19 protein-coding genes are annotated in these 22,833 nt (G+C 71.7%); 12 read left to right on the plus strand and 7 right to left on the minus strand.

Features of this window, described 5'->3' with window-relative positions:
• Nucleotides 1–25: 25 nt before the first annotated feature.
• Both ACWCYY_RS16145 and ACWCYY_RS16150 read left to right on the plus strand, forming a co-directional pair.
• The gene (locus tag ACWCYY_RS16145) at nucleotides 26–1,864 is read left to right on the plus strand and encodes a cellulase family glycosylhydrolase (RefSeq protein ID WP_449796365.1); all 1,839 of its coding nucleotides are present in this window, start codon (nucleotides 26–28) and stop codon (nucleotides 1,862–1,864) included.
• Nucleotides 1,865–2,700: 836 nt separating this feature from the next.
• Nucleotides 2,701–3,984, plus strand: a complete 1,284-nt coding sequence (locus tag ACWCYY_RS16150; protein ID WP_449796366.1) for an RICIN domain-containing protein — start codon at nucleotides 2,701–2,703, stop codon at nucleotides 3,982–3,984.
• 271 nt (nucleotides 3,985–4,255) lie between these two features.
• On the opposite strand, the gene ACWCYY_RS16155 is transcribed toward ACWCYY_RS16150, so the two are convergent.
• Entirely contained in the window at nucleotides 4,256–4,456 is a 201-nt protein-coding gene (locus tag ACWCYY_RS16155) for a hypothetical protein (protein ID WP_449796367.1), read from the minus strand.
• A gap of 231 nt (nucleotides 4,457–4,687) precedes the next feature.
• Between ACWCYY_RS16155 and ACWCYY_RS16160 the strand changes: the two genes are divergently transcribed.
• From ACWCYY_RS16160 to ACWCYY_RS16175, 4 genes are all read left to right on the plus strand, one after another.
• Nucleotides 4,688–5,353, plus strand: a complete 666-nt coding sequence (locus tag ACWCYY_RS16160; protein ID WP_449796368.1) for a restriction endonuclease — start codon at nucleotides 4,688–4,690, stop codon at nucleotides 5,351–5,353.
• A gap of 180 nt (nucleotides 5,354–5,533) precedes the next feature.
• On the plus strand, nucleotides 5,534–6,112 hold the full coding sequence (locus ACWCYY_RS16165; RefSeq protein WP_449796369.1) for a suppressor of fused domain protein: 579 nt from the start codon (nucleotides 5,534–5,536) through the stop codon (nucleotides 6,110–6,112).
• Between the two features lie 113 nt (nucleotides 6,113–6,225).
• Complete coding sequence (locus tag ACWCYY_RS16170; protein ID WP_449796370.1) at nucleotides 6,226–6,504, plus strand: hypothetical protein; 279 nt, start codon at nucleotides 6,226–6,228, stop codon at nucleotides 6,502–6,504.
• A gap of 29 nt (nucleotides 6,505–6,533) precedes the next feature.
• Nucleotides 6,534–7,154 (plus strand): SMI1/KNR4 family protein, encoded by a 621-nt coding sequence (locus ACWCYY_RS16175; protein ID WP_380149933.1) that lies wholly within the window; start codon nucleotides 6,534–6,536, stop codon nucleotides 7,152–7,154.
• 219 nt (nucleotides 7,155–7,373) lie between these two features.
• Here the strand turns inward: ACWCYY_RS16175 and ACWCYY_RS16180 are convergent, their stop codons facing one another.
• Nucleotides 7,374–7,997 carry a GNAT family N-acetyltransferase gene (locus ACWCYY_RS16180; RefSeq protein ID WP_449796371.1) on the minus strand — a complete coding sequence of 208 codons (624 nt, stop codon included), beginning with the start codon at nucleotides 7,995–7,997 and terminating at the stop codon, nucleotides 7,374–7,376.
• Between the two features lie 353 nt (nucleotides 7,998–8,350).
• Nucleotides 8,351–8,539, minus strand: coding sequence for a hypothetical protein (locus tag ACWCYY_RS16185; protein WP_449796372.1), 189 nt, complete (start codon nucleotides 8,537–8,539; stop codon nucleotides 8,351–8,353).
• A gap of 491 nt (nucleotides 8,540–9,030) precedes the next feature.
• On the opposite strand from ACWCYY_RS16185, the gene ACWCYY_RS16190 reads away from it, so the two are divergent.
• Both ACWCYY_RS16190 and ACWCYY_RS16195 read left to right on the plus strand, forming a co-directional pair.
• Nucleotides 9,031–10,191 carry an ROK family protein gene (locus ACWCYY_RS16190; protein ID WP_449796373.1) on the plus strand — a complete coding sequence of 387 codons (1,161 nt, stop codon included), beginning with the start codon at nucleotides 9,031–9,033 and terminating at the stop codon, nucleotides 10,189–10,191.
• Nucleotides 10,192–10,526: 335 nt separating this feature from the next.
• The gene (locus ACWCYY_RS16195; RefSeq protein WP_449796374.1) at nucleotides 10,527–12,488 is read left to right on the plus strand and encodes a glycoside hydrolase family 5 protein; all 1,962 of its coding nucleotides are present in this window, start codon (nucleotides 10,527–10,529) and stop codon (nucleotides 12,486–12,488) included.
• Nucleotides 12,489–12,642: 154 nt separating this feature from the next.
• On the opposite strand, the gene ACWCYY_RS16200 is transcribed toward ACWCYY_RS16195, so the two are convergent.
• Entirely contained in the window at nucleotides 12,643–13,212 is a 570-nt protein-coding gene (locus ACWCYY_RS16200) for a TetR/AcrR family transcriptional regulator (protein ID WP_380149938.1), read from the minus strand.
• Nucleotides 13,213–13,324: 112 nt separating this feature from the next.
• On the opposite strand from ACWCYY_RS16200, the gene ACWCYY_RS16205 reads away from it, so the two are divergent.
• Together ACWCYY_RS16205 and ACWCYY_RS16210 are read left to right on the plus strand one after the other, a co-directional pair.
• Entirely contained in the window at nucleotides 13,325–14,257 is a 933-nt protein-coding gene (locus ACWCYY_RS16205) for an alpha/beta hydrolase family protein (protein ID WP_449796375.1), read from the plus strand.
• A gap of 140 nt (nucleotides 14,258–14,397) precedes the next feature.
• A complete protein-coding gene (locus tag ACWCYY_RS16210) occupies nucleotides 14,398–14,760 on the plus strand; it encodes a YrdB family protein (protein WP_380149940.1) in 363 nt (120 codons plus the stop codon).
• 93 nt (nucleotides 14,761–14,853) lie between these two features.
• On the opposite strand, the gene ACWCYY_RS16215 is transcribed toward ACWCYY_RS16210, so the two are convergent.
• Entirely contained in the window at nucleotides 14,854–15,309 is a 456-nt protein-coding gene (locus ACWCYY_RS16215) for a hypothetical protein (protein WP_380149941.1), read from the minus strand.
• Between the two features lie 58 nt (nucleotides 15,310–15,367).
• Complete coding sequence (locus ACWCYY_RS16220) at nucleotides 15,368–16,585, minus strand: hypothetical protein (protein ID WP_449796376.1); 1,218 nt, start codon at nucleotides 16,583–16,585, stop codon at nucleotides 15,368–15,370.
• A 444-nt stretch (nucleotides 16,586–17,029) separates the two neighbouring features.
• Here ACWCYY_RS16220 and rho point away from each other — a divergent pair, with 444 nt between their 5' ends.
• Both rho and ACWCYY_RS16230 read left to right on the plus strand, forming a co-directional pair.
• Nucleotides 17,030–18,451 carry a transcription termination factor Rho gene (rho, locus tag ACWCYY_RS16225; protein ID WP_449796377.1) on the plus strand — a complete coding sequence of 474 codons (1,422 nt, stop codon included), beginning with the start codon at nucleotides 17,030–17,032 and terminating at the stop codon, nucleotides 18,449–18,451.
• Nucleotides 18,452–18,521: 70 nt separating this feature from the next.
• Nucleotides 18,522–20,369 (plus strand): hypothetical protein, encoded by a 1,848-nt coding sequence (locus tag ACWCYY_RS16230; protein WP_449796378.1) that lies wholly within the window; start codon nucleotides 18,522–18,524, stop codon nucleotides 20,367–20,369.
• Nucleotides 20,370–20,447: 78 nt separating this feature from the next.
• Here ACWCYY_RS16230 and ACWCYY_RS16235 read toward each other — a convergent pair whose 3' ends face one another.
• Entirely contained in the window at nucleotides 20,448–22,607 is a 2,160-nt protein-coding gene (locus ACWCYY_RS16235; protein ID WP_449796379.1) for a family 20 glycosylhydrolase, read from the minus strand.
• Nucleotides 22,608–22,833: the final 226 nt, after the last annotated feature.

Here is a 22,833-nt window from a genome sequence, read left to right on the forward strand (position 1 = left end):
GCCCGTCCCAGAGAGGACCAGCGACGTGCCCCACCCCGTACGCCGCCTGCGCGACGCCCTGTTGGGCCTCGCCCTCGCCACGACCACCGTGATCGCCCCCGCCGCGATCGCCCCCACCACCGCCACGGCCCGGGCCACCGGAACCGCCCAAGCCGCCGCGCCGGTGTCCGCACCCGCCGTGAGCAGCGCGGTCGGGTCCGGCTACTGGCACACCAACGGCCGCCAGTTGCTCGACGAGGCCAACCGCCCGGTCCGGATCGCGGGCGTCAACTGGTTCGGCTTCGAGACCGCCAACTACGTCCCGCACGGGCTCTGGACCCGGGACTACAAGAGCATGATCGACCAGATCAAGTCCCTCGGCTACAACGCCATCCGGCTCCCCTACAGCGACGACCTCTTCAAGGGCACCTCGCCGGCCGGCCTCAACACCTCGGGCGGTCTCAACGCCGATCTTCAAGGGCTGAACTCGCTCCAGGTGATGGACAAGATCGTCGACCAGGCCGGAGCGGCCGGCCTGAAGGTGATCCTGGACCGTCACCGTCCGGACGCCAACGGGCAGTCGGCCCTCTGGTACACCGCCGCGGTCCCCGAGTCCACCTGGATCGCCCACCTCAGCGCGCTGGCCACCCGGTACGCGGGGAAGCCCACCGTGATCGGCATCGACCTGCACAACGAGCCGCACGACCCGGCCTGTTGGGGCTGCGGCGACCCGGCCCTGGACTGGCGCCTGGCGGCCGAGCGGGCCGGCAACGCGGTGCTCGCCGCCAATCCGCAGCTGCTGGTCTTCGTCGAGGGGAACCAGACCTTCAACGGCAGTTCGTACTGGTGGGGCGGCAACCTGCAGGGCGCCGCGCAGTACCCCGTCCGGCTGGACGTCCCGAACCGCCTGGTCTACTCGGTGCACGACTACGCCACCAGCGTGGCGCAGCAGAGCTGGTTCGACGACCCGTCCTTCCCGGCCAACATGCCGGGCGTCTGGGACCGCAACTGGGGCTACCTGTTCCAGCAGAACGTCGCGCCGGTGTGGGTCGGCGAGTTCGGCACGACCCTGCAGGCCGCCGTCGACCAGAAGTGGCTGAAGGCACTGGTCCAGTACATGCGGCCGACGGCCCAGCACGGCGCGGACAGCATCAGCTGGACGTTCTGGTCCTGGAACCCCAACTCCGGTGACACCGGCGGCATCCTGAACGACGACTGGACCACCGTCAACACCACCAAGGACGCCTACCTGACGGACGTCAAGGCACCCGGCTTCGGCTCCCCGGGCGGTGGAGGCGACGTCCAGGCGCCCTCCGCGCCCACCGGGCTCACCGTGACCGGCAGCACCGCGAGCACCGTCGCCCTCTCCTGGACGGCCTCCACCGACAACCTCGGCGTCACCGGCTACGACGTCTACCGCGGCACCACCCTGGCCGGTACGGCCTCCGGCACCACCTACACCGATTCCGGGCTGACCGCCGCCACCGCGTACTCCTACACCGTCCGAGCCAGGGACGCGGCCGGAAACGTCTCGGCGGCCTCCGCCCCCGTGAGCGCCACCACGAGCGGCACCGGCGGCGGCAGCGCGGGCTGCACGGCGGCCTGGCGCCTCAACGACCAGTGGACCCCGGGCTTCAACGCCACCGTCACGGTGACCGCCACCACCGCGGCCACGAAGTCCTGGTCGGTGAGGTGGACCTGGCCGAACGGCCAGCAGCTCACCAGCGCCTGGAACGCGACCGCCCAGCAGTCGGCGGCCACCGTCACCGCGACCAACCTCTCCTACAACGGCGCGCTGTCACCCGGCAGTTCGACCACCTTCGGCCTCCAGGGCACCTGGGCGGGCAGCAACCCGGCCCCGACCCTCACCTGCACCGCCGCCTGACCGTCCGACAACGGCCCCCGTGGCGGCCGGGCCACCGCCCGCCACGGGGGCCTCGCCACGGGCCCGGGCCGGTGAAGCCGACGGCGGTGGCGAACAGGACGGGGAGCGAGCACCGGAAGAGCGGCACCGTGCGTCCGGGCGGAACAGGCGCGGCCCCGGGGACGGGCACCTGCTGCCTCGCGCCCGGGTGGCGCCTCTCCAGCTTGCGCCTGGCTGCACCTGACGCCCCATCATGCGAACCCGCCGCCCGGCACTCGGATGCAGGTCGCTCGCGACCCGGCGACGTTCGCGGCGTAGCGAGGTGCTGTCCAGGCTGCACGCCACGAACGACCGTGCGCCGTCGGGCACTTGATCCAGCAGAGCCTGCGCACTGGTCGCCGGCTCCGCCGGTGCACCCGGCAGCCCGGGCCGCTCCGGTCCGAGCGGCCGTGACCGTCCGATGGACCCGTTCGGGGCGAATCGGACCCCGTGGGCGTCGTTCGCCAAGCAGGACTCCTCACGGAGGGAAGGTGGGAATAGCCCCGGACGGGGGGAGGCCGTTGCCCGATCGGGCAGTCGTGCCGGGAAGTACGGGCCGCATACTGACGGCCCGTTGACAGCGGCGGATGCCGGTCACAGAGTTGCACATGCACTACGAGAAGTGACGCTGCGTCATGGCACGCGAAGCCAGAGCCGGGGGCCGAGGCCGAATCCGCCATGGCTTGCGGCGGCCCTTGTGAGTGATCGAGGGCAGTTCCGGAGCCTCCCGAGGCTCCGCGTTCGCGGCACGACTTTCTGCCCGGTTCCCGTGCTCCGTCCAGGCAATCGCCCATGAAAGCAGGATGGAAATGTCCCGCATGAAACTGTTCCCCGGCCTACCCAGGGCTACGGCCCTGCTGTTGGCGCTGCTCGGAATGATCGTGACCTTGGTCGTGGTGCCCGCCCCTGTGGCGCACGCCTTCGCGCCCAATGAGCTCAACGCCTTTGGTCGGGGGGTCGCGACCTGGAATTCGCAGGGGGCACGGTGGCCCCAATATCGCACCCTCATGAACCAGAACCGCCTGCTCGCAGTCCAGGAGGCCGGGGCGGACCCGGCCGGAATGGCGAACATGCAGCACGTGGGGACGATAACGGCCAATTACAGGACCGTGGAGTACTATCACTGGAATGCCGGCGGGGGATCGGTTTACCATGTCTACTGGATGTCCGGCGTCGACAACGACGCACACGGTGGGCGGGTGAATTTCGCCTTCGTCTCGGCGACGGCGGCGGACCAGGTCCTGGTCGCCGCTCCGGGCGGGGCCACCGGTCGCGCCGCTCTCGGGCTCCGCTTCCAGGACGACGTCTATTTCAATGTCCACCTGCCTTCGGGCGGGAACAACCTCGTCCCGTTCCAGCAGATGCTCAACAGCGCCTACGCCTGGGGTCACCAGAACAACTGGGGAGTCACTGTTCTGGGGGACTTCAATCTGGAACCAACGCCAGCGGTCCATCAGATAGCGTCGGACGCCATGGCCGGAACCGGGCGAATCTATCGTGTGGGTGACAACGTCATGACCCATGACGCGGGTCATGAGCTGGACTACATGGTATCGAGTCGCATCATGCCGAACTTCCGGGGTGAGCTCCCCCCGTGGGTCATCAACAACGCGGATCATGCGCCGGTCTTCTTCCGCCAGCACCTCGCCGCGGCCGGCGACGTGGTCAGCCTGACCGACCAGAAGCACGACGCCTTCATGCGGGCCGAGAGCGGTGCTCGCGGGGCAAAAATCACGGCGACCGGGACCAAGGACACTGACTCCCGCACGCGGTGGAGGCTTCTGAAGGCGGGAGCCGTCGAGTGGGAATTCCGCCTCCAGAATGTCGACACCGGCCTCTGTCTGGACATGTACAACGGAATCTATTCCACGCCGGGAACCGTGATGGATCAGTACACGTGTCAGGACAATCTGACCACGCAGATGTTCCATCTGTATTGGAGCACCTTCGATCCCGGCGCCTGGCAGCTCAGGAGCGTGTGGAATCCGTCGATGTGCCTCGATGCCATGGGTGACAATCCTGGCTACGAGAGCTTCTGGCCGTGCGACGGCAAGAACATGGCCATCAATCAGAAATTCTATCCGGTGTTCTGGAATTCATAGAGCACGGATCCGGCTACTGGCGCCGCGCTTGATGGTCTTCATGCGCTCAGGGCCCTGCGCCCAGCTGGTCAGGCACGCCGCACCGGCGTGCCTGACCAGCTCTCGACCAGGAATGCTGAGACCTCTCCGCCGTGGACGTCGCCCTGCGACCGAGTGCCTGCACTGCCTCGGCGCGAAGGCGCCGACGCCGGGCTTCCGGTCTGCCGGTCGACCGTGCGGCCCACGATGGATGCGGAGTGTCCCCACCTCTACCGAGCAGTGCCGTGACGGTTCACCGGGTGGCCTGGGCGGCGCCGGCGACGAGGTTGAGGATGCCCTGGCCGAGCGGGGTCGCGGCGATCAGGATGCCGAAGGTGATGCAGCTCAGGGCGGTCACCTTCTCGTCGACGCGGGAGCGCGACTCCGTCCTGCGCATCAGGCGCAGGACGATGATGACGCCCACGACGAAGGTCGCGCTGACGGTGTACTCCATGCCCCACCCCTGGTGACAGTCCGGAAACTCCGAGTGAGCATGCCAGAAGGCGCGGGCGGTCGGGCAGGGTTTCGGAAGTCGGCGTCGCCCGGGTGGGGGAGCTCGGCCGGGGCAGGTCGTGTTCCGGTCATTCCTGTGTCGTTGACCGGCCGTCCTGCCACGAACCGGCCGCGCCCGGAAGCCTGGCGTTCTTACGATCGCCCTTCACACCGTGCGTCGGAGGGGAGCACCGTGGCAGGCAGGGCACCAGCACGACGACCCCGCGGCCGGGGGCGGAGCCGGGCGGCCGCCCGCCGCCGGACCCGGGCCGCCCGCGACAGCGCCATGCTGCTCGGCATCGGCGCCCTGGTCGCCGTCGTCCTCGCCGTCTCCGTGGTGGGCTGGCTCCTTCAGCACCTGCTGATCCTGCTCACCGTGGCGGGCGCCGTGCTCGCCACGGCGGTCGTGCTGGTGCGCCGCCGGGTACTGGCGGGCCGCCGCGCGTTCGAGGCCCAGGCGGCCCAGTTGCGGCACATCGGCCCGTTCCTGGCGATGAGCCCGAAGGAGTTCGAGCACGCCCTCGCGGTGCTGTGCAGGCGCGACGGCTGCACGAAGGTCACCGTGGTCGGCGGCGCCGGCGATCTGGCCGCCGACATCCTGGCCACCACGCCCACCGGCAGGCGCATCCTGATCCAGGCCAAGCGCTACGGACCGAGGACCCTGGTCGGCTCGCAGGACGTGCAGAAGGTCAACGGCACCTACCGCGACGTCCACCACTGCGACCTCGCCGTCGTCGTCACCACCAGCACCTACACCAAGGCCGCCGCCGCCTTCTGCGAGCAGGTCGGGATCCGCACCCTCGACCGCCGCGCCCTCGCCCTCTGGGCGGAGGGCACCGGCAAGCCGCCCTGGGGGTGATGTGCGTGTCTGAGCCCATCGCCACCGTTGGCATGCGCGGCAGCTCGACAACAGCTGTCTGCGGACTCGTCAAAGTGCTCAGTCGGGTACAGATGAAGGGGGTCTGTCGCAATCAGTGTGATCGGGCCCGGGCCCGCACTCCGGCCGACGAGCTCTGATGCTCTGGGGCATCATGATCGGATGCCGAACGCCGCAGCACGCACTGCTCTGCTCGACCACCTTCGCAGCACGTTTCCGGGCCGTGTCATCGATGAGCTCGCTGGTGCGGAGGGGCCGATCGAGGACCGCGTGCGCGGGTTCCGGATCTTCCGTATCCATCCCGCCCATCCGGGTGACTGGTGGCTGTACGTGACGTCGGGGTGCTGGGAGTCGACGCAGGTCGACGGTCACGGGCTGGAGTTCTTCCTCGCGGCGCCGCGTGACGAGTGGGTCAATCTGGAGAGCGTCACCGTGAACGCGTACTACCACTGCGGGCCCGTTCACCAGCGGCTTGATGTCGGGCACACCGTCCCCATCGGTCGACCGTGGCTGGACGAATCGGACTGTGATCACTATCTGGTGAGCCTGCCGTATCCGTTTGGCCCGGACTTCGAGGTCTGCTCCTGGGAGGGTGGGGCCCACGCTCGGATCCTGTGGCTCTTGCCGATCACAAGGGCAGAGAAGGACTTCCGGGGGGAGGGTGGTCTGGAGGCTCTTGAGAGCCTCTTCGACGAGCACGCGATCGACCCGGTCGATCCTAGGCGGGCCTCCGTCGTCTGATCACCCTGGCCAACGGGCTTCCGGTTCGCCGACCGGACCCGGGCCCGACACGCCGAGGTGCACGCCCTGCTGGCCGCGGGCCACAGCAGCGCGCCGTCCAACGGCAGCTCGGCATGGATCACCGCACGGTCAAGGCTCTTGCCGACGCCACGAATCCGGACGATCTCTTCCGAGGCCAGTGGCAGAACCGCCCGTCCGTTCTCGACGACTTCAAGCCCTACCTCGACGATCGTCTGCTTGAGCGGCTCGCCGACGTCCCGACGCCGGCCGGGCACGGTCCACGAGAGCTCAGCCTGCCTCCCGGCGCCGTGGCACTGCCGATTGTTGAGACCGATGCGCCGGCCCGAGGTAGCACCCGTCGGCCGTGCTGTCCGCCCGAGCCGCTAGGTTGAGCCGACCAACTGGAGTGAAGGGGAGGCACATGACTGAGCACCCGGATATCGCAGCACTCGCCCAGGTCATGGCCCCGACCTTCGGCGTTGACGAGGCCCTGGACTGGCCCTCGGTCGAAGAACGACTGGACTGCCGGCTGCCCGGCGACTACAAGGCGTTCATGTCGCTCTACGGCGGTGGGGGCATCGATGACCTGCTGAGTGTCCTCCTCCCTCTGCACAAGGACGGTATCCAGTGGGATCCCGGTGCCATCGAGGACGAGATCTCGGGTGCCCGCTCGACATGGGAACGCACTCCCGCGCAGTGGCGCCCCGATATCGACCCGGCTCACATCCTCCCCTGGGGCCAGACATCCGGACCTGATCTCCTGTGCTGGCTCACCACTGACCCCGACCCGGACAACTGGCCGGTCCTGGTCTGCGGCCGGCACACCGACGAACGCTGGACCCTGTTCGACTGCGGCATGGCCCGCTTCCTCCTGCGGATCTTCACCGCTGACCTCGCCACGTGTCCCCTGAGCGATACCTCCCTCTGGGGCGAGACCTCTCCAGGATTCGTTCACTGGCGCGAGCAGCAGATCCGATGGAAGGCCGGACGAGATCCCTTCACCAACGAACCGGATCCCTACGCCGACATGTTCCCCCGTTGAGCAGAGCACGGTGCCCTGAGCCGCCGTCATGCGCGGGAACCTGACACCGCGGGTTCCACAGAATGATCCTGGTCACGTTGCCTTCGACCGCTCCGGAGGTGTGGGTCGTGGTGAGGGCGGCCCGGACGGTTGCGTGGTTGCGTCGGATGCCGTTGGCCGAAGTCGAAGTTGAGCCGGAGTCAGGGCCACGAGTCGTGAACAGCGCCACCGTGGGGGAGCTCAGCGCGTGGTCGAGCGGCCCAGGTAGGTCAGCGGGCCGGGGTCGGGCACCGGGACGAGGTGGAAGCCGGTGCGGTCGTAGAAGGCCCGGGCGCCGGTGTTGGCGCTCACCATCCCGAGATGCACCTGCTGTGCGCCCGCCCGGTGCAGGGCGTCGAGCAGACGCTCGATCAGTTGGCGTCCGAAGCCGCGGCCCTGGTAGGCCGGGAGCAGGTCGATGTGCAGGTGGGCTGGGTAGTCGGCCAGTTCGGGCAGGATCATCCGCTCGGGCGTGTGCAGCAGCATGGCCATCAGCTCGTCGCCGTCGGCCGGGTCTCCGGCCGGCGCCGGGTAGAGGTGGCCGACCCGGGGGAGCCAGTGCCTGCGGAGCTCGGTGACGAAGCGGGTGGTGTCGCTGGTTCCCAGGACGTATCCGACAGCGGTGCCCCGGCCGTCGTCCAGGACGTACGCGAGGCCGGGTTCGAGCTCCAGGTAGGGCCCGGCGAAGTTGTCCGGTAGTACCTGCTCGTTCCGGTAGAGGCCGGTGGCGTCGCCGCCGGCCTCGGCGGTGCGGATGCAGATGTCGTACACGGCTTCGCGGTCGGCGGGGCGGTACGGGCGGATCGTCGGCTGCGGGTTCTCCATCGAGTGTCCTCTCCTTCGGCGGTGCGCCTCGTCACGGACTCCCGGCCCGGCCACCCGTGGCGGTCGGCGGCTGGACGGTCGAACGGCCGCATCCTGCACGGGACCTGAGCCGGTGTCGGCCGGACCGTGGACGAGCGGGGTCAGTAGCTGAAGGTAGCGCGGATGCGTCTGCCACCGCCGGGCAGGGCCCCGATCTCACAGGTGGACGCGAGGATCTGCACGAGGGCCCAACCACGGCCGCCCGCCGCCACGGCCGCCCGCCCCCGAAGAGGCGGCCGGCTGCGGGCAGTTCAGCCGGCAGCGGCGTTCGCGGTGCGGGCTCGGGTGGCGGCGAGTGGTATCCGTTCACGGGTTCAGCCGATCAGCCGGTGGGCAGTTGCGACGCTCGAGGTGAACGCGCCCAGGCCTGCCAGCACCGACAGCGGCCACGAGGTCTCGGCCAGGTGCGTCAGCGTGGCTGCGGCGGTTGCGGACACGGCCCCCAGGAGCAGGACGAGCGCGGTCCGCTGGGTCACCAGGGGGCCGGGGGTGTTGCTGTTCACGTAGGTCCTCCGAACGGAAGTCGAGCACGGTGCGCCGGCCGAGGACGTGCTCCCGGTGTGGGTGCGGCCGGCCGGTCGGCTCGAATCCTGTGCCGTCGCCACGGCGTTGCGGCAGCATGCAACGGGCGGTGCCAACGGGTGGCAACGCGCTTCTCACCTGGGACCCGGCCGAGTCCGGTGGCCCGCGCCGGCGGGAGAACGGACGGCTCGAGGAGGACTCTTCGGTCAGCCATCCCGGACGAACCCTGGGACCCGACGAAGGCGCGACGGACCTGTGACCGAACGCCAGCGTCGAGCAGGTCGTCCCGGGCCCGCGGTCAGCTGTGGCGTCACGCCACGGGGCGGCTGCACTTGCGGCGCGGGACGATGGCGCAGGCCTGGTCGGCCTCCTCGCGGGAGCGGTGGTGGGTACGGGAGCCCGTGAGGGCGGGGGTGAGATGGCCTGAAATCAATACTGGACGAAGTTATTTATTCGTCGCTACATTGCCCCCGTGTTTCCCACCCACAGCCAGCCGTTGGTCACCGCACCGGCCGAAACCGCCCTGCTCGCACTGCTGTTGGCCGAAGGGCCGCTCAGCCGCGTCGAGCTGGCCCGTCGCGTCGGGCTCTCGGGAACCGCGATCACCAAGGCGGCCCGGCCCCTGATCGACGACGGCTACCTGCACGAACTCCCCCCGGAGCGCACCGCCCCGGGTGCCGGCCGCCCGGTCAACCCCCTTGCCGTCACCGTCGACCGGGAGTTCTTCCTCGGGGTCAAGGTCAGTGCCGACGCGCTCTACGCCGTGGTCTGCGATCTGCGGGCCGGGGTCCGGGCCACCACCGGTCGGCTACTCGGCGCGGACCGCAGCCCGGCCGCCGTCTGCGCGCTGGTCCACGACTCCGTCGAGCTGCTGCTCAGCCGCGACCCCGGCTTCCGCAAGCGCATCCGCCACCTCGGCATCGCGGTCTCCGGCGACGTGGACCGCCCCGCCGGCCGGGTCCGCTACTCCGTGCTGCCGGGCTGGCAGGACGTCCCGCTCGCCGAACTGGTGGCGGAGCGGACCGGCTTCAACGTCATCGTGGAGAACGACGTCAAGGCGATCACCTCCGCCGAGCACTGGTTCGGCGAGGGCATCGGCACCGAGCACTTCGCGCTGGTCACCATCGGCGCGGGAATCGGCTCCGGACTGGTCGTCAACGGCCGTCTGGTCGCCGGGGCCTACGGCGTGGCCGGCGAGCTGGGGCACATCAGCATCGACCCGAACGGGCCCCGCTGCCACTGCGGTCAGACCGGCTGCGTCGAGGCGGCGGCCTCCAGCAGCGCGATCCTGGCCCGGGTCCGCAACGCCACCGGCCTCGCCGAGCTGGACTTCGACGGCGCCGTCGACCTCGCCCGCAGCGGTGACCCCGCCGCCCGCGAGTCCTTCGCCCGCGCCGGACGGGCGATCGGCACCGGCATCGCCACCCTGGTCAACCTGTTCGGCCCCGAGCGCGTCGTGGTCACCGGCGAGGGGCTCGACGCCTACGACCTGCTCGGCACGCCCATCAAGGACGCCTACGCCGCGCACACCTTCAAGGCCGCGGCGAACTGCCCCCTGACCCTGCGTCCGCTCCCCTGGGAGGACTGGGCGCGCGGAGCCGCCGTCCTGGGCATCCAGGCGCTGTTCCCCTAGGCGTCCAGCGTGACCCGTGACCCGTGACCCGTGACCCGTGACCCGTGACCCGTGACCCGCAACCCGCGCCGCCGAACCAGCCCTTTCCGCCGGCGCAGCGCAGCCGACGCACCCTCACACCCCGTGCGGCCGGCCCGGAGCCCACCCACACCTCCACCCCGAAGGACGCCAGATGAGTGCAGACGGAGCACAGCGCGGCCGACGGGGCATCGTCGAGGGCAGCGCCGCCGACGGTCTCCAGGGCTGACGCCCTCCCCGTTCCCCCCGGGCCGCGCGTGGGCGGCAGCCGCGGGGCCGCACCACCCCAACCCACCCCACCCTCCTGGAGATTCGCCATGCGATCCACCAGAACCCTCCGCGGCGGACGCGGCCTCCCGGCCGTGCTCGCCACCGCCTCACTGCTGCTGGTCGCCGTCCCGGGCGCGGCCTCGGCAGCTCCTGCGGCCGTCCCGGCCGCGGCGTCGGCCACCGTGTTGACGGGACCTCAGCTCGCCGCCTCCTGGACCGGCCCGCTGAGCACCCGGGGCCGGTACGTGGTCGACGCCACGGGCAACCGCTTCAAACTCAAGTCGGGCAACTGGGCCGGGGCCCAGGGGACTTACGAGGGCAGCGGCGACGTCAACGACGTGACCAACCACCAGGCCGACCAGAAGTCGAACAACATCCCGCTCGGCCTGGACCGCACCCCGATCAGCCGGATCCTGGCCGACTTCCACGAGCTCGGCATCAACAGCGTCCGGCTCCCCTTCGCCAACGCGATGGTCCGTGACACCGCGCCCGTCCCGGACGCGGCCGTCGCCGCCAACCCCGATCTCCGGGGCCGTACCCCGCTCCAGGTGTACGACGCGGTGGTCGCCGCGCTCACCGCCGACGGCTTCGCGGTCGTCCTCAACAACCACACCACCAGTTACCGCTTCTGCTGCGGCCTGGACGGCAACGAGCGCTGGAACAGCGGCCAGTCGACCCAGCAGTGGATCGACGACTGGCTGTTCCTGGTGAACCGGTACAAGAACGACAAGCGGGTGGTCGGCGCGGACCTGCGCAACGAGGTCCGCCGTGACACCTGGGACGACCCCAACTGGGGCTGGGGTGACGACCACGACCTCTACAAGGTCCTGGAGGAGGCCGGCAACCGGATCCTCCAGGCCGACCCCGACATGCTGATCGTGATGGAGGGCATCAACTGGCAGGGCATCCCGCAGGGGATGTTCAGCCACGGCCGCCCGACCCTCACCCCGGTCCGCACCCTCTCCAACACCCTGATCGACTCCGGCAAGCTGGTCTACTCGGCGCACTTCTACGCCTACACCGGCCCCAACCACACGGGTGCGAGCGGGGGTTGGCAGAACGGTGAGACCAACGACCCCCGGTACCGCGACCTGACGCCCGAGCAGCTGATCCAGGTGGTCAACGACCAGGCGCTGTTCGTCACAACGGCCGGCCAGCACTTCACCGCACCGGTCTGGATCAGCGAGTTCGGCTCCGGCAGCCGCTCCACCGACCCCAAGGACCGGGCCTGGTGGCGCAACTTCACCGACATCCTGGTCCGCAACGACACCGACTTCGCCCAGTGGCCGCTGGTCGGCTGGACCAGGCCGAACGGCGAGGTCAACGACGACTGGGCGCTGGTCGACTACGACGCCACCGGCCGCCGCACCACCACCGTCAACGACCCCGCCGACTGGCGCGCCGTCGACTGGAACAAGCTGGTCAACGCCCCGGGCCGGACCGGCCCCGTCGCCCAGGTCGACCACTGGAACATGCTGAACCTGGACTTCGGCGACCAGAACCGTTCCCGCACCATGCTCGCCCGCGCCGACTGGAGCAGCGGCAACCGCAAGGGCACCTGCCCCGACGGCCGCCGCCTCACCGGCCTGGGCCGCAGCGACTCGCGGGGCCTGTGCACGGACGCCGGACAGCCCGGCACCGCCTCCGGGACGGGGTGGACCGTGGTCACCGACGAACGGTTCGTCAACCACGGTGACTGGGCCTCCGGTTACAACAAGCTCCAGTGCCCCGACAACACCTTCGCCGCCGGCTACGCGGTGAACGGCAACGCCATGGCCGCCCTGCTCTGCGCCCCCGCCGCGCGGTCGCTACCGCTCACCGGCCGCACCGCGTGGTTCGACCACGGCGACAACCGGCCCGCCACCGGCGGCTCCACCGGCAGCGACTGGGCACCCGGCTACTACAAGGGCCAGTGCGGCGACGGCGAGTACCTGGCCGGGGTCGGCTACACCTGGCGCTGGAGCCACGGCGGCGTTCCCGACGTCCTGCTCTGCCGTCCGCTGAGCTGACCCTCCGTCACACCTGGCCGAGCGGACACGGTCGAGACCTGCGTCCCCGGAACCCACCCGCCTCGGGGGGTTCCGGACGGACGGAGGTCTCGACCCCGCCGAGCCCCTCGATCCACGGCCACCGACCCCCTCGGAGGGGGTCGGTGGCGCGGCGTCAGGCCGTGGCTCGGCAGCCGGCGAGGAGGAGGGCGATCATGCGCTTGGCGTCGGCCTGGCCGTAGTCCGGGCCGGTGATGCAGAGGTTCCCGATCGCGCGCATGAGCGGGTAGGCGGTGATCCCGGGGGCGAGGGCACCGGAGGCGGCGCAGGCGTCCAGCAGGGTCGCGCAGGCCGGGACCAGGGTGTCGAGCATCAGGGCGTGGAGGTTCTCGAGCCCCGGGTCGCCGGACCCCAGCGCGGCGCCGAGACCGTGCTTGGTCACCAGGAAGTCCGCGAACGCGTCCGCCCACCCGGTCAGCGCGGTGAACGGCGCGGCGGACTCCGCCAGCAGCCGGGGCGCGAGGGCGGCGCAGGCGTCGATCTGGTGCCGGTAGACGGCCGTGACCAGGTCCGCGCGGGTCGGGAAGTGCCGGTAGAGCGTGCCGACGCCGACTCCGGCGCGGTCGGCGATGTCGCGGACGGGCGCCTGGACGCCCTGCTCGACGAAGACCGCGGCCGCGGCCTCCAGCACCCCGTTGCGGGTGCGCTGCGCCTGCGCCTGGCGCACCCCGACCGACTCCGGCACTGCTGTCTCCCTCTGCTCGCTTTACTCGCGGAACAATGTTCCGTTAAGTTGGCGGAACGCTGCTCCGCCAAATTATGGCAGAGCCCCTCCAAGGAGAAAGCGCAGGTCCGCCATGCCCTTCCACGCCCTCGGCGAGCAGATCGTCTCCGTCAAGCCCATCCCCGTGTCCTCGCCCGGCCGGGGCGTCGACCTCCAGGTCAGGGTCACCGCGCCCAGGTCGGGCACGAGCCTGCCCGTGATCGTCTTCTCGCATGGCAACGCCTGGTCGCTGGACGGGTACCAGCCCCTCGTCGACCGGTGGGCCGCCACCGGATTCGTCGTCGTGCAGCCCACCCACCTGGACTCCCGCCGCAACGCGATCGGCTGGGAGGACCCGCGCTTCGCCACCGTCTGGCGCGTACGGATAGCCGACCTGCACGCGGTCGTCGACCAGATCGGCGAGGTCCTCTCCCTGGCCGGCCTGGAGACCCGCGCCGATTCCGGGCGGATCGCGGTGGTCGGCCACTCCTGGGGCGCCCAGACCGCGGGGGCGCTCCTCGGTGCCCGGGTCCTCGACGCCGAGGGGGCCCCCGGCGAGGACTTCTCCCACCCGAAGGTGTCGGCCGGAGCGCTGATCGCCGCCGCCGGGGCGGGCGACACCCTCACCCCGTTCGCCGCCGAGCACCTCCCGTTCATGAGGCCGGACTTCTCCACCATGACAGCCCCGGCCCTGGTCGTCGCGGGCGGCAAGGACCAGTCGCAGCTCTCCACCCGGGGGCCGGAGTGGTTCACCGACGCCTACCACCTCAGCCCGTCCCCCAAGAGCCTGCTCACCATCGCCGAGGCCGAGCACACCATGGGCGGCATCGCGGGCGAGCGGGTCGCCGAGACCACCGACGAGGACCCCGAGCGCGTCGCGCTCCTGGCCGACGCGGTCGCCGCCTACCTCCGCGCCACCTTCGGCCTCGGCGATGCCGAGTGGGCCGCGCTCGGTGGCGGTGGCGGTGACGGTGGCGGTGGCGGTGCTGAGCAGGGCGAAGGCGGGTGGAGCATCACCGGGAAGTGAGGCCGGGCCGGAAAGCCGTGGGCAGCCGGGCGCCGAGGTGCTTGCATGGGGCCGCACACCCGCGCACGCATCCCGCACGCACGCACGCACGCACGCACGCATCCGCACGCACCCGCACGCGATCCGAAGGGCGCCCCCCGATGAAGCTTCCCGTTCCGCTCCGCCTGGTGAACGAGACCGTGGCCTTCCTGCTGGAGCTGGCCGCCCTCGCGTTGCTCGGGTGGTGGGGGTGGCACGTGGCGCCGGGTCCGGTGGCCGGGGTGCTGCTGGCTGTGCTGCTGCCCGGCGCGGCGGCGGTGCTGTGGGGGATGTTCGCAGCCCCGAAGGCCCGGATAGCCCTGCCGGTGGCGGGGGTCCTGGCCGTGAAGGCCGTGGTGTTCGGGGCAGCCGCGGCGGCGTACTACGCGGTGGGAGCGGCATCGTGCGCCACCGCCTTCGCGGTGATGGTGGTCGTCAACACGGCCCTCGCGACCCTGGACCGCCGGGCGCGGGGCGCTTCCTGAGGCCGCGTCGGCCGTCGGCCGTCCGCCGTCCGCCGTCCGCCGTCCGCCGTCCGCTGCCCGCCGCACCGCTGCCCGCCGTCCGCTGTCGGTCCGTCAGGAGAGCCGGGCGCGGGCCTCGGCGAGGGCCGCCTCGAAGCCGGCGGCGACCTCGAGGACGTCGGTGCCCTGGGCCTCGACCTCGAAGTGGCCGCCGGGCCGCTGCTCGACCCGGTAGCGGCAGGGCTGGGTGGTGTAGGCGCCCGGCTCGAACTCCCAGCGCAGCGCCTCGGCCGTCCACTCGCCACCGAGCGACCCGTCCGGCTCGACGGTGGCACGCCGGGAGTAGACCGTCCGGCAGTCCGGAACGCGGTCCCAGACCGGGCCGGGATCCGTCCACCGGTCGACCCGCTGGACGACGCGGGCGTACGCCCGGGCGGGGGCGTCCTCGCCGACCTGGCTGTTCCAGAGGGCGGTGATCTCGTCGGCGATGGCGCGGTCGGTCACGGGGACGGTCCGGGAGCCCACGCGCACGACGTGGACGGGGCCCGGGGCCGGAGGGTTCTCGGTCACACCCTCGATCTTCCATCACCCGGCCGCCGGACTGGCTGCCCGATGGCCGCCCGGGCCGTCAGTCCTGCCAGTAGAACAGCAGGGTGTCCAGGGCGAGCGGCCCGCGCGCGCCGAAGTAGTAGACGTGGAGTCCGGTCACCATGACCGAGCCGGTCTCGCCGTCGATCCAGCGAAGACCCGCCGCCTCCAGCGGTGGGCGGGCCGCGCAGTCGTCGTCCTCGCCGGTGGCGAACGGGCCGAGCGTGCTGACCAGGACCCGCTCCTCCGACTGCTCCTCGCCGTACCGGATCACGTGGTAGGTGCCGTCGCCCTGCTGGTTGTCCTCGCCGCAGTGCACCGGCGGCCGCGGCGACAGTCCGGCCGCGTCGAGGGCGGCCACCGCCCGGGCCAACTGGCCTTCCTGGTCCACCGGTTCGGGTGGCGGGGAGCACAGGGCCTCCACCCGCCACCGCGGATCGGTGGCCACCTGGCACCACGGCGCGTACTCGTGCAGGACGGCCCGCCGCAGCTCCTCGTCCAGCCCCTGCACCTCCACCCGCGGGCTCCCCAACTCGCTGTAGAGGCGGCGGAGTTCGATCATGTCGTCGGTCAGTTCGTGCAGCGTGTACGCCGCCCAGAGCGCGGCCTCCACGGTCGGAGCCGCGGCCGCGAACGCGCGCAGCCGTTCCGGGTCGGACTGCAGCCGGTGCGAGCGGAAGGCCACCGAACGGTCCGGGTCCGCCAGCGCGTCGGTCACGTCCTGGTCGGCCCGGTAGCGGGTGAGGATCGCGAAGTACCGGTCCTCCGGCCGTCCGTCGCCGAGCTCGGCCAGTACCGCCGCGGCCCCCACCCGCTCGACCAGCCCGGTCAGCCCCGCCTCCCCGACGGCCTCGTGGTGCTGCCAGGGAGAGAACGCCAGGGTCGCCAACTCCCGTGCCGCCGTGAGGTCGCCGAGCCGCCCGCGTGCCTTGAGCACCGCCTCCCGCAGGCCGTACGCGCCGTCCTCCTGCCGCTCCTCGTCCCGCAGCCAGGGCAGCAGCTCCGGTCGGTCGCCCAGCAGGTCGAGCAGCGCGATCCGCACCTCGGTCACCTCCTGCGGATCCCGGATCCGGGCCACCAGCTCCGGCACCCGGCGCTCCGGCACCCGGCCGTCCAGGGCCAGGACGCAGTCCCTCCGCCGCCACCACGCGTGGCGCTGCCCGCAGACGTACCGGACCAGCTCCTCCGGGGCCAGCGCCCGCAGTCCGGCCTGGTCGGCACGGCCCATGCCCGGCAGCAGGGCTTCGATCTTCCGCATCCGCCGATGCTACGGCCCTGACCTCCTGTCAGGTCCGACCGGGTCCGCGCGGGTCCGAGCTGCCACGGGCGGCCACGGGTGGAGCGGGGAGGCGGCCGGGAGCGGGCCGGTGCGCGGCCTTCCCGGGTAATCCTTGGCAATCGCGGCCGGGAGGAGTTACAGTGCCGACAGGTGGACATCCGACGCCGCTGCTCCTGAGCGCGGGTACCGGATCCACCATTCACAGCGTCTGCGGGCCCGATCGGCCGCGACGCCATCCGGCTCCTCCAACGGAGCCGCAGCACACCGCACCGCCGCCGAACCCGCCCGAAGCTCCGCGATCCCTCGCGGCCGGGCCGTCGGCTCCTGCGGTCATCCGGCACCCGCCGCGCTCCCGACCCGCCCCTGGCCGTCGGGTCCGCCGGGACGTGCCGTCACCACAGCATTCTTCCCAGAGGAGCACCCATGACCACCGCCGCCACCATCGACCCGGGCACCATCGACCCGAGCACCACCGAAGCCCTGGACGGCCTGCTGAAGGCCGACCTCCACCACCTCGCCTCCGCCCTCGGCATCCCGGGCAACTCCCGGCTGCGCAAGGGCGAACTCGTCGAGGCGATCACCGCCAAGCGCGCCGCCGCCACTGCGCCCGCCGCGCCCGCCACGGTCCGGCCGCCGGCCCAGGTCCCCGCACAGCCGCCCGAGCCCGACCGCGACGGTCTGCTCCCGGCCGCCGGCGTGCTGGACCTCCGCGACGGCAAGGCGTTCCTGCGCACCTCCGGCTACCTGCCCGGTCCCACCGACCTGCACGTCTCGCCCGGCCAGGTCCGGGCCCTCGGTCTGCGCCGCGGCGACGTCCTGACCGGGGCCACCCAGCAGCCCGCCGGCCCGGCCCAGCCTCGCAACGGCTCCAACCGTCACCCGGCCGGCGGCGAGCGCCGTCCGCTGCTGGCGCGGATCGACACGGTCAACGGCCGCCGCACCGAGGACGGACCCCAGCACCGGCCCGCCTTCCACGACTTGACGCCGCTGTACCCGCAGGAGCAGCTGCGCCTGGAGACCGGCCCGCGCGAACTCACCGGCCGGGTCGTCGACTTGGTGGCCCCGATCGGCAAGGGCCAGCGCGGTCTGATCGTCGCGCCGCCGAAGGCCGGCAAGACCATGGTCGTCCAGTCCGTCGCGGACGCCATCGCCCGCAACCACCCCGAGGCGCACCTGATGGTCGTCCTGGTGGACGAACGCCCGGAGGAGGTCACCGAGATGCGGCGTACCGTCCGCGGCGAGGTCATCGCCTCCACCTTCGACCGTCCCGCCCGCGAGCACATCGCCCTCGCCGACCTCGCGATCGAGCGCGCCAAGCGGCTGGTCGAACTCGGCCACGACGTGGTCGTCCTGCTCGACTCCATCACCCGGCTCGCCCGCGCCCACAACACCGCCGCGCCCTCCAACGGCCGCACCCTCAGCGGCGGCCTGGACGCCGGCGCCCTCCAGGAGCCCAAGCGGCTCTTCGGCGCGGCCCGCAACACCGAGAACGGCGGCTCGCTCACCATCCTCGCCACCGCCCTGGTCGACACCGGCTCCCGGCTGGACGACCAGGTCTTCGAGGAGTTCAAGAGCACCGGCAACATGGAGCTCCGCCTCGACCGCCGCCTCGCCGACAAGCGCGTCTTCCCCGCCCTCGACGTCCGCGCCTCCGGCACCCGCCGCGAGGAACTCCTCCTCGGCCCGGCCCGCACCTCCGCCGCCTGGACCCTGCGCCGCGTCCTCAACGCCCAGGACACCCAGCAGGCCACCGAACTCCTCCTCGAGCGCCTCAAGCGCACCCCCACCAACGACGACTTCCTCCGCCAGGTGGCCACCAACTCCCCGGCGGCCGCGACGGCCTGACCGGTGAGCCTGGGCCCCGGGCCGGGGGTACCCGTATATCCGGCGACAGCGGGGCGGTCCGTGGCGGAGGATGAGCGCCGTTCGTGGACGTGACGAAGGGGCTGTGCGCGTGGGGATGACGGTGGCTGCGGAACTTCGGGGCAGGTTGGACGAGGTGGCCTGGGACGCGCTGGATCAGGGGGACCACTCCATCACCGTCGCGGAGTTCCGGCAGGCCGTGCAGCGCCTGGTGTCGGCGGGTTCGCTGGCCACCAAGGCGGACTGCGTACCGCTCTACCGCCTGGTGACCCTGGACGGCGGCCTGTCGCCCCTGGCCGAAGCGGTCCTGCCGCTACTCGTCCAGCTGACCGCGCATCAGGAGTTCGGCCCCCGGACGGAGCTGATCCGGGTACTCGCGCACGTGGGAGGGCCCGACCTGCCGACGGAGAAGTGGGACCGGGCCCGGGAGTTGATGGCGGACCCGGTGCCGGCGGTCCGGCGGGAGGCCATCGCGTTGGCGGGTGGGATCACCCGCATGGTGGAGCGGTGGCGTGTCGAGACGGATCCGACGGTGCGGATGGCGCTTCTGCTGGCCATCGGTGACGAGGCGGCTTCCGAAGGCGGCTCGATGGCCGATCGCGCACGTGAGGTGATCGAGGAGGTGCTGGCGGGGAGCGACCCGGTGTTCTGGGTGGCGGGGGTCTACGCAGCGCTGCGGGTGGACGGTGAGCTGCCGGAGCGTCGGATGTCCCGCCTGGTGGACGCGCTCTCCGATCCCGAGGTCCGGCCGCGGTTCGGAACGGTCTGGTGCCGGGTCGACTGCGACGGTTCGCTGGAGCGGGAGGAGGTGATCTCGTGGTTCTTCTGGTCGCTCAAGACCGACCGGGTGGCGCAGTCGGAGTTCGTTCGACGTCTGGCGCAGTCGGCACGTCAGCGGCCGGAAGCGCTGCTGTGGCGGGCAGTTCTCGACCTGGGGTGGCGGATCCTCACCGACCGGCGGTCGTTCGATGCCGAACTGCTGCCCCTGGCGGGTGAGTTGCTCGACTTCCCGGACGCGAGCGTGAGGTTGCGTGCGGCGAACATCCTCGCCGTGCTGGGACGGCGGGCGGCGCCGTACACGGACGGGCTGGCTGAGCTGCTGGAGGATCGGTCGACCGACGAGGAGTTCGACGGGCGGGTGGGCGACTTCGCTCGGTGGGCACTGATGCGCATCGGTGACGCGCGGGCCCTGCCCGGTCTGGTGGAGCAACTCCGGTTCCGGGAGGAGGATTGGGAGAGCCATGTGATCGGGGACCCGCGACGGCCGGATCTGGTGGACGTCCTGGGGCCGTTGCGGGCGCAGGCGAGCCTGTTGCTGCCGGAGGTCCGTGAGGTCCTCCGGCACGCGGAGCCGAGGGATCGCGTGACACGTCCCTTCCTGGACGGGTTGGCACTCTGGGGCGAGGACGCCCTGCCGGCGCTTCCCGAGGTCGTCCCCTTCTTGGCCGACAGCTTCACGTCGGCCCACGCGATGGGAGTCCTGGACGCGATTGGGCCGGCGGCGGCCTCTGCCGTCCCCAGCCTGCTGGCGTGCGAGGTCATGGACTGCGAGGGGAACCACCGCGCGGTCGCCGCACTGGCTGCCCGCCTCAGCGGAGCGGACCCCGGCCCGGTCGGGCGGTCCGGCCACGGTGACGACCGCGCTGCCCTGGAGCAGTGCGTGCTGGCGATCGCGGGCGGCGGTGACGGGTTCTGGCGGTTCCGGGACGCTCTCGGCAACCTGGTCCGGCTCGGAGGGATCAGTCCGGCGGTCCGGGAGGCGCTGGTGACGATCCGTCGGTCGGACCGCAGGCTGTGGGGTGAGCGCTTGGAGGAGGGCGGCTACCAGGTGGTGTTGCGGGATCAGGAGCTGCGGGAACTGATGGATCGTGTCCTTGCCCTCCCTGACGTAGCCGCCTGAGCGTGGGCCTGTCGCCGGTGGTGGTCCGCCCGGGGCGGGGGTGCGTGCCCCGGGCGGTCGCGTGTTGGGGGCGGGTCGTCAGTTCAGGGTCCAGACCTGCAGAGGAGAAGAGGAGTTGGTCTGCTGGGTGACGAGGGCGCCGTCGGCCGTGGAGGCGGTGGTGAGCAGGAGGCCGCTCTTGGCGGAGGCGACGGTGTGGCCGCCGGTCACCGAAGTGACGGTCCAGCGTTGGTTGGTGGTGCCGGAGCAGGTCCACTGGATGATCGCGGCGCCGGGGGAGGTGGAGCCGGCGTTGACGTCGGCGCAGAGGCCGGAGGCTTGGTTGACCAGGGTGTAGGTGCCGTCGGACTGGCGGGTGAACTTCCACTGCTGGTTGGTGCCGCCGTGGGTGGTCCAGGTGACCAGCTGGGTGCCGGTGCTGGTCGAACTGCCGGGCACGTCCAGGGACTTGCCGCCGATGGTGAGGGTGTGGACGCCGTCCAGGGTGCCGGGCGTGGTGGGCCAGGTGAGGTCGGGGGCGGCGTAGTAGCCGATCCCGGCGGCGGTCCAGCGCGGGCCCTGGGCGGTGAGGCGGTCGCGGAAGGACGCCCAGTCGTGGGTGGACTTCGGGGACCAGCCGATCTCGGCGATGGCGGGCAGGCGGGGGAAGGTCATGTACTCGGCGTAGACCGAGGGCGCCGGGAACTGGCTGGTGGAGGTCGGCAGGCTGGTGGAGCCGCGGTAGGCGCGGTCGGCCCAGAGGGCGGCCTCGACGCCGAGCACGTCGGCGGCCGCGACGACGGGGGAGGTGCCGTCGGTCTTGGCGGTGACGGTGGACGGGTCCCAGTCGTAGGCCTTCTGGGCGTTCACGTAGCCGGACCAACTCAGGCCGTACGGAACGGTGCTGTCGTACTTCATGTCGAGGTACGCGTGGTCGCTGGGCGACATCACGAACTTGGCGCCCTGGGCGACGGCGTGGCGCAGCTGCTTGATGCCGGTGGACTCGGCGGCCGTGCCGACGCTCGCCCGGTCGCTCGCGTCGCCCCAGAACTGCAGGACGCTGCCGGCGGGGAGGGCGGACTGCCCGAGCTGGTGCCAGCCCATCACGGTCTTGCCGCGTGAACTGGCCGCCTGGGTGGCGGCGTTGGCGTAGGCGTCGTACTCGGCGGTGGTGGCCTGCGGGGTCTCGTCCCCGCCGAGGTGGACGTAGGGGCCGGGGGTGAGCTGGGCGACGGCGTCGATGACGGTGGTGAGGAAGGCGGAGACGTTGGCGATGTGCTGGGTGTCCTTGAGGCAGTACAGGCTGATGCCGACCTCGAAGCCCGCATAGGGCGCCTTGGCCTGGTTGTTGCAGTTGAGGCCGGGCACGGAGGCGAGCGCGGCGGTGGTGTGGCCGGGCCCGTCGATCTCGGGGACGACCGTCATGAAGCGGGACTTCGCGTACGCCACGATGTCCTGGTACTGGGCGGTGGTGTAGTACCAGGAGGTGCCGCCGGTGAATCCGCTCTGGGTGGAGGCGCCGGTGGTGGTCAGGGCGGGGAGCGCGCCGACGGCGATGCGCCAGCCCTGGTCGTCCGTCAGGTGCAGGTGGAGCGTGTTGATCTTGTACGCGGCGGACTGGTCGATGGAGCGCTTGACGTCCTCGACGGAGAAGAAGCGGCGCGCCACGTCGAGCATCACGCCCCGGTAGGCGTAGCGCGGCGCGTCGGATATCTGCACCGGCGAGACGGTCCACGGGCCGGGGCGGACGGTGGTGGACTCCACGGCGGCGGGCAGGAGTTGACGCAGCGTCTGGACGCCGCGGAACAGGCCCTCGGCGGAGTGCGCCGTCACGGTGGCGCCGGTGGCGGAGGAGGAGAGCGTGTAGCCCTCCTGGCCGAGCGCGGCAGGGCCCGTGGGGTCGAGGACCAGCGCTCCGGAGGCCGGGGCACTGGCGGCGCTGGAGACCGGGAGGGCGTAGCCGGTGGCGGGGGCCAGCAGGGCGGAGAGGTAGCTGCCGACGCCGAGGGCGTCCGGGGCGGTGGAGACGACCGCGATCGGGGTCTGCGCGGTGAGGGTGAAGCCGCCGCCGGCCACGGCCGTCTCGCTGACGGGCTGCGGCACCACCGGGGGGAGGGTGGCCGCGGCGGCGGTCTGCGGAGCGAGGGCGAGGGAGAGGGCGGACGGCAGCAGCGCGAGGCTGAGGAGGACGGAGCCGAACCGCGCGGAGCGTCGGCGTCGCGGGGGAGGGCTCTGAGGGCGGCGGGCGGAGGCGCTCACGGGGGCTCCAAGGTCGGCCGGTTCGACGAGGGCGTGCCGGGTCGTCACCCGGAACGGGGCCGCCGCTGCAGTCCTCGGTGATTGATGTTGCTCGGAACAGGGTTGTTCGTCGCACGTGTGAGCAAAGATGGCGGAGGTGTCGAGCCGCCGTCAAGCGTCGTCCGGGGTGTGGTGCGGGTCACATGCGATTCCTGTCAGCAATCGGGCCGCTGCTCCGCTCAAGTCC

It is taken from the genome of Kitasatospora sp. NPDC001664 (assembly GCF_053596675.1).

Coding starts and splice junctions, on each gene's coding strand:
- ACWCYY_RS16195 (WP_449796374.1), top strand. CDS start 10,527: ATGCGATCCACCAGAACCCTCCGCGGCGGACGCGGCCTCCCGGCCGTG.
- ACWCYY_RS16180 (WP_449796371.1), bottom strand. CDS start 7,997: ATGGAGAACCCGCAGCCGACGATCCGCCCGTACCGCCCCGCCGACCGC.
- ACWCYY_RS16155 (WP_449796367.1), bottom strand. CDS start 4,456: ATGGAGTACACCGTCAGCGCGACCTTCGTCGTGGGCGTCATCATCGTC.
- ACWCYY_RS16150 (WP_449796366.1), top strand. CDS start 2,701: ATGAAACTGTTCCCCGGCCTACCCAGGGCTACGGCCCTGCTGTTGGCG.
- ACWCYY_RS16170 (WP_449796370.1), top strand. CDS start 6,226: ATGGATCACCGCACGGTCAAGGCTCTTGCCGACGCCACGAATCCGGAC.
- ACWCYY_RS16175 (WP_380149933.1), top strand. CDS start 6,534: ATGACTGAGCACCCGGATATCGCAGCACTCGCCCAGGTCATGGCCCCG.
- ACWCYY_RS16230 (WP_449796378.1), top strand. CDS start 18,522: ATGAGCGCCGTTCGTGGACGTGACGAAGGGGCTGTGCGCGTGGGGATG.
- ACWCYY_RS16210 (WP_380149940.1), top strand. CDS start 14,398: ATGAAGCTTCCCGTTCCGCTCCGCCTGGTGAACGAGACCGTGGCCTTC.
- rho (WP_449796377.1), top strand. CDS start 17,030: ATGACCACCGCCGCCACCATCGACCCGGGCACCATCGACCCGAGCACC.
- ACWCYY_RS16220 (WP_449796376.1), bottom strand. CDS start 16,585: ATGCGGAAGATCGAAGCCCTGCTGCCGGGCATGGGCCGTGCCGACCAG.
- ACWCYY_RS16165 (WP_449796369.1), top strand. CDS start 5,534: ATGCCGAACGCCGCAGCACGCACTGCTCTGCTCGACCACCTTCGCAGC.
- ACWCYY_RS16205 (WP_449796375.1), top strand. CDS start 13,325: ATGCCCTTCCACGCCCTCGGCGAGCAGATCGTCTCCGTCAAGCCCATC.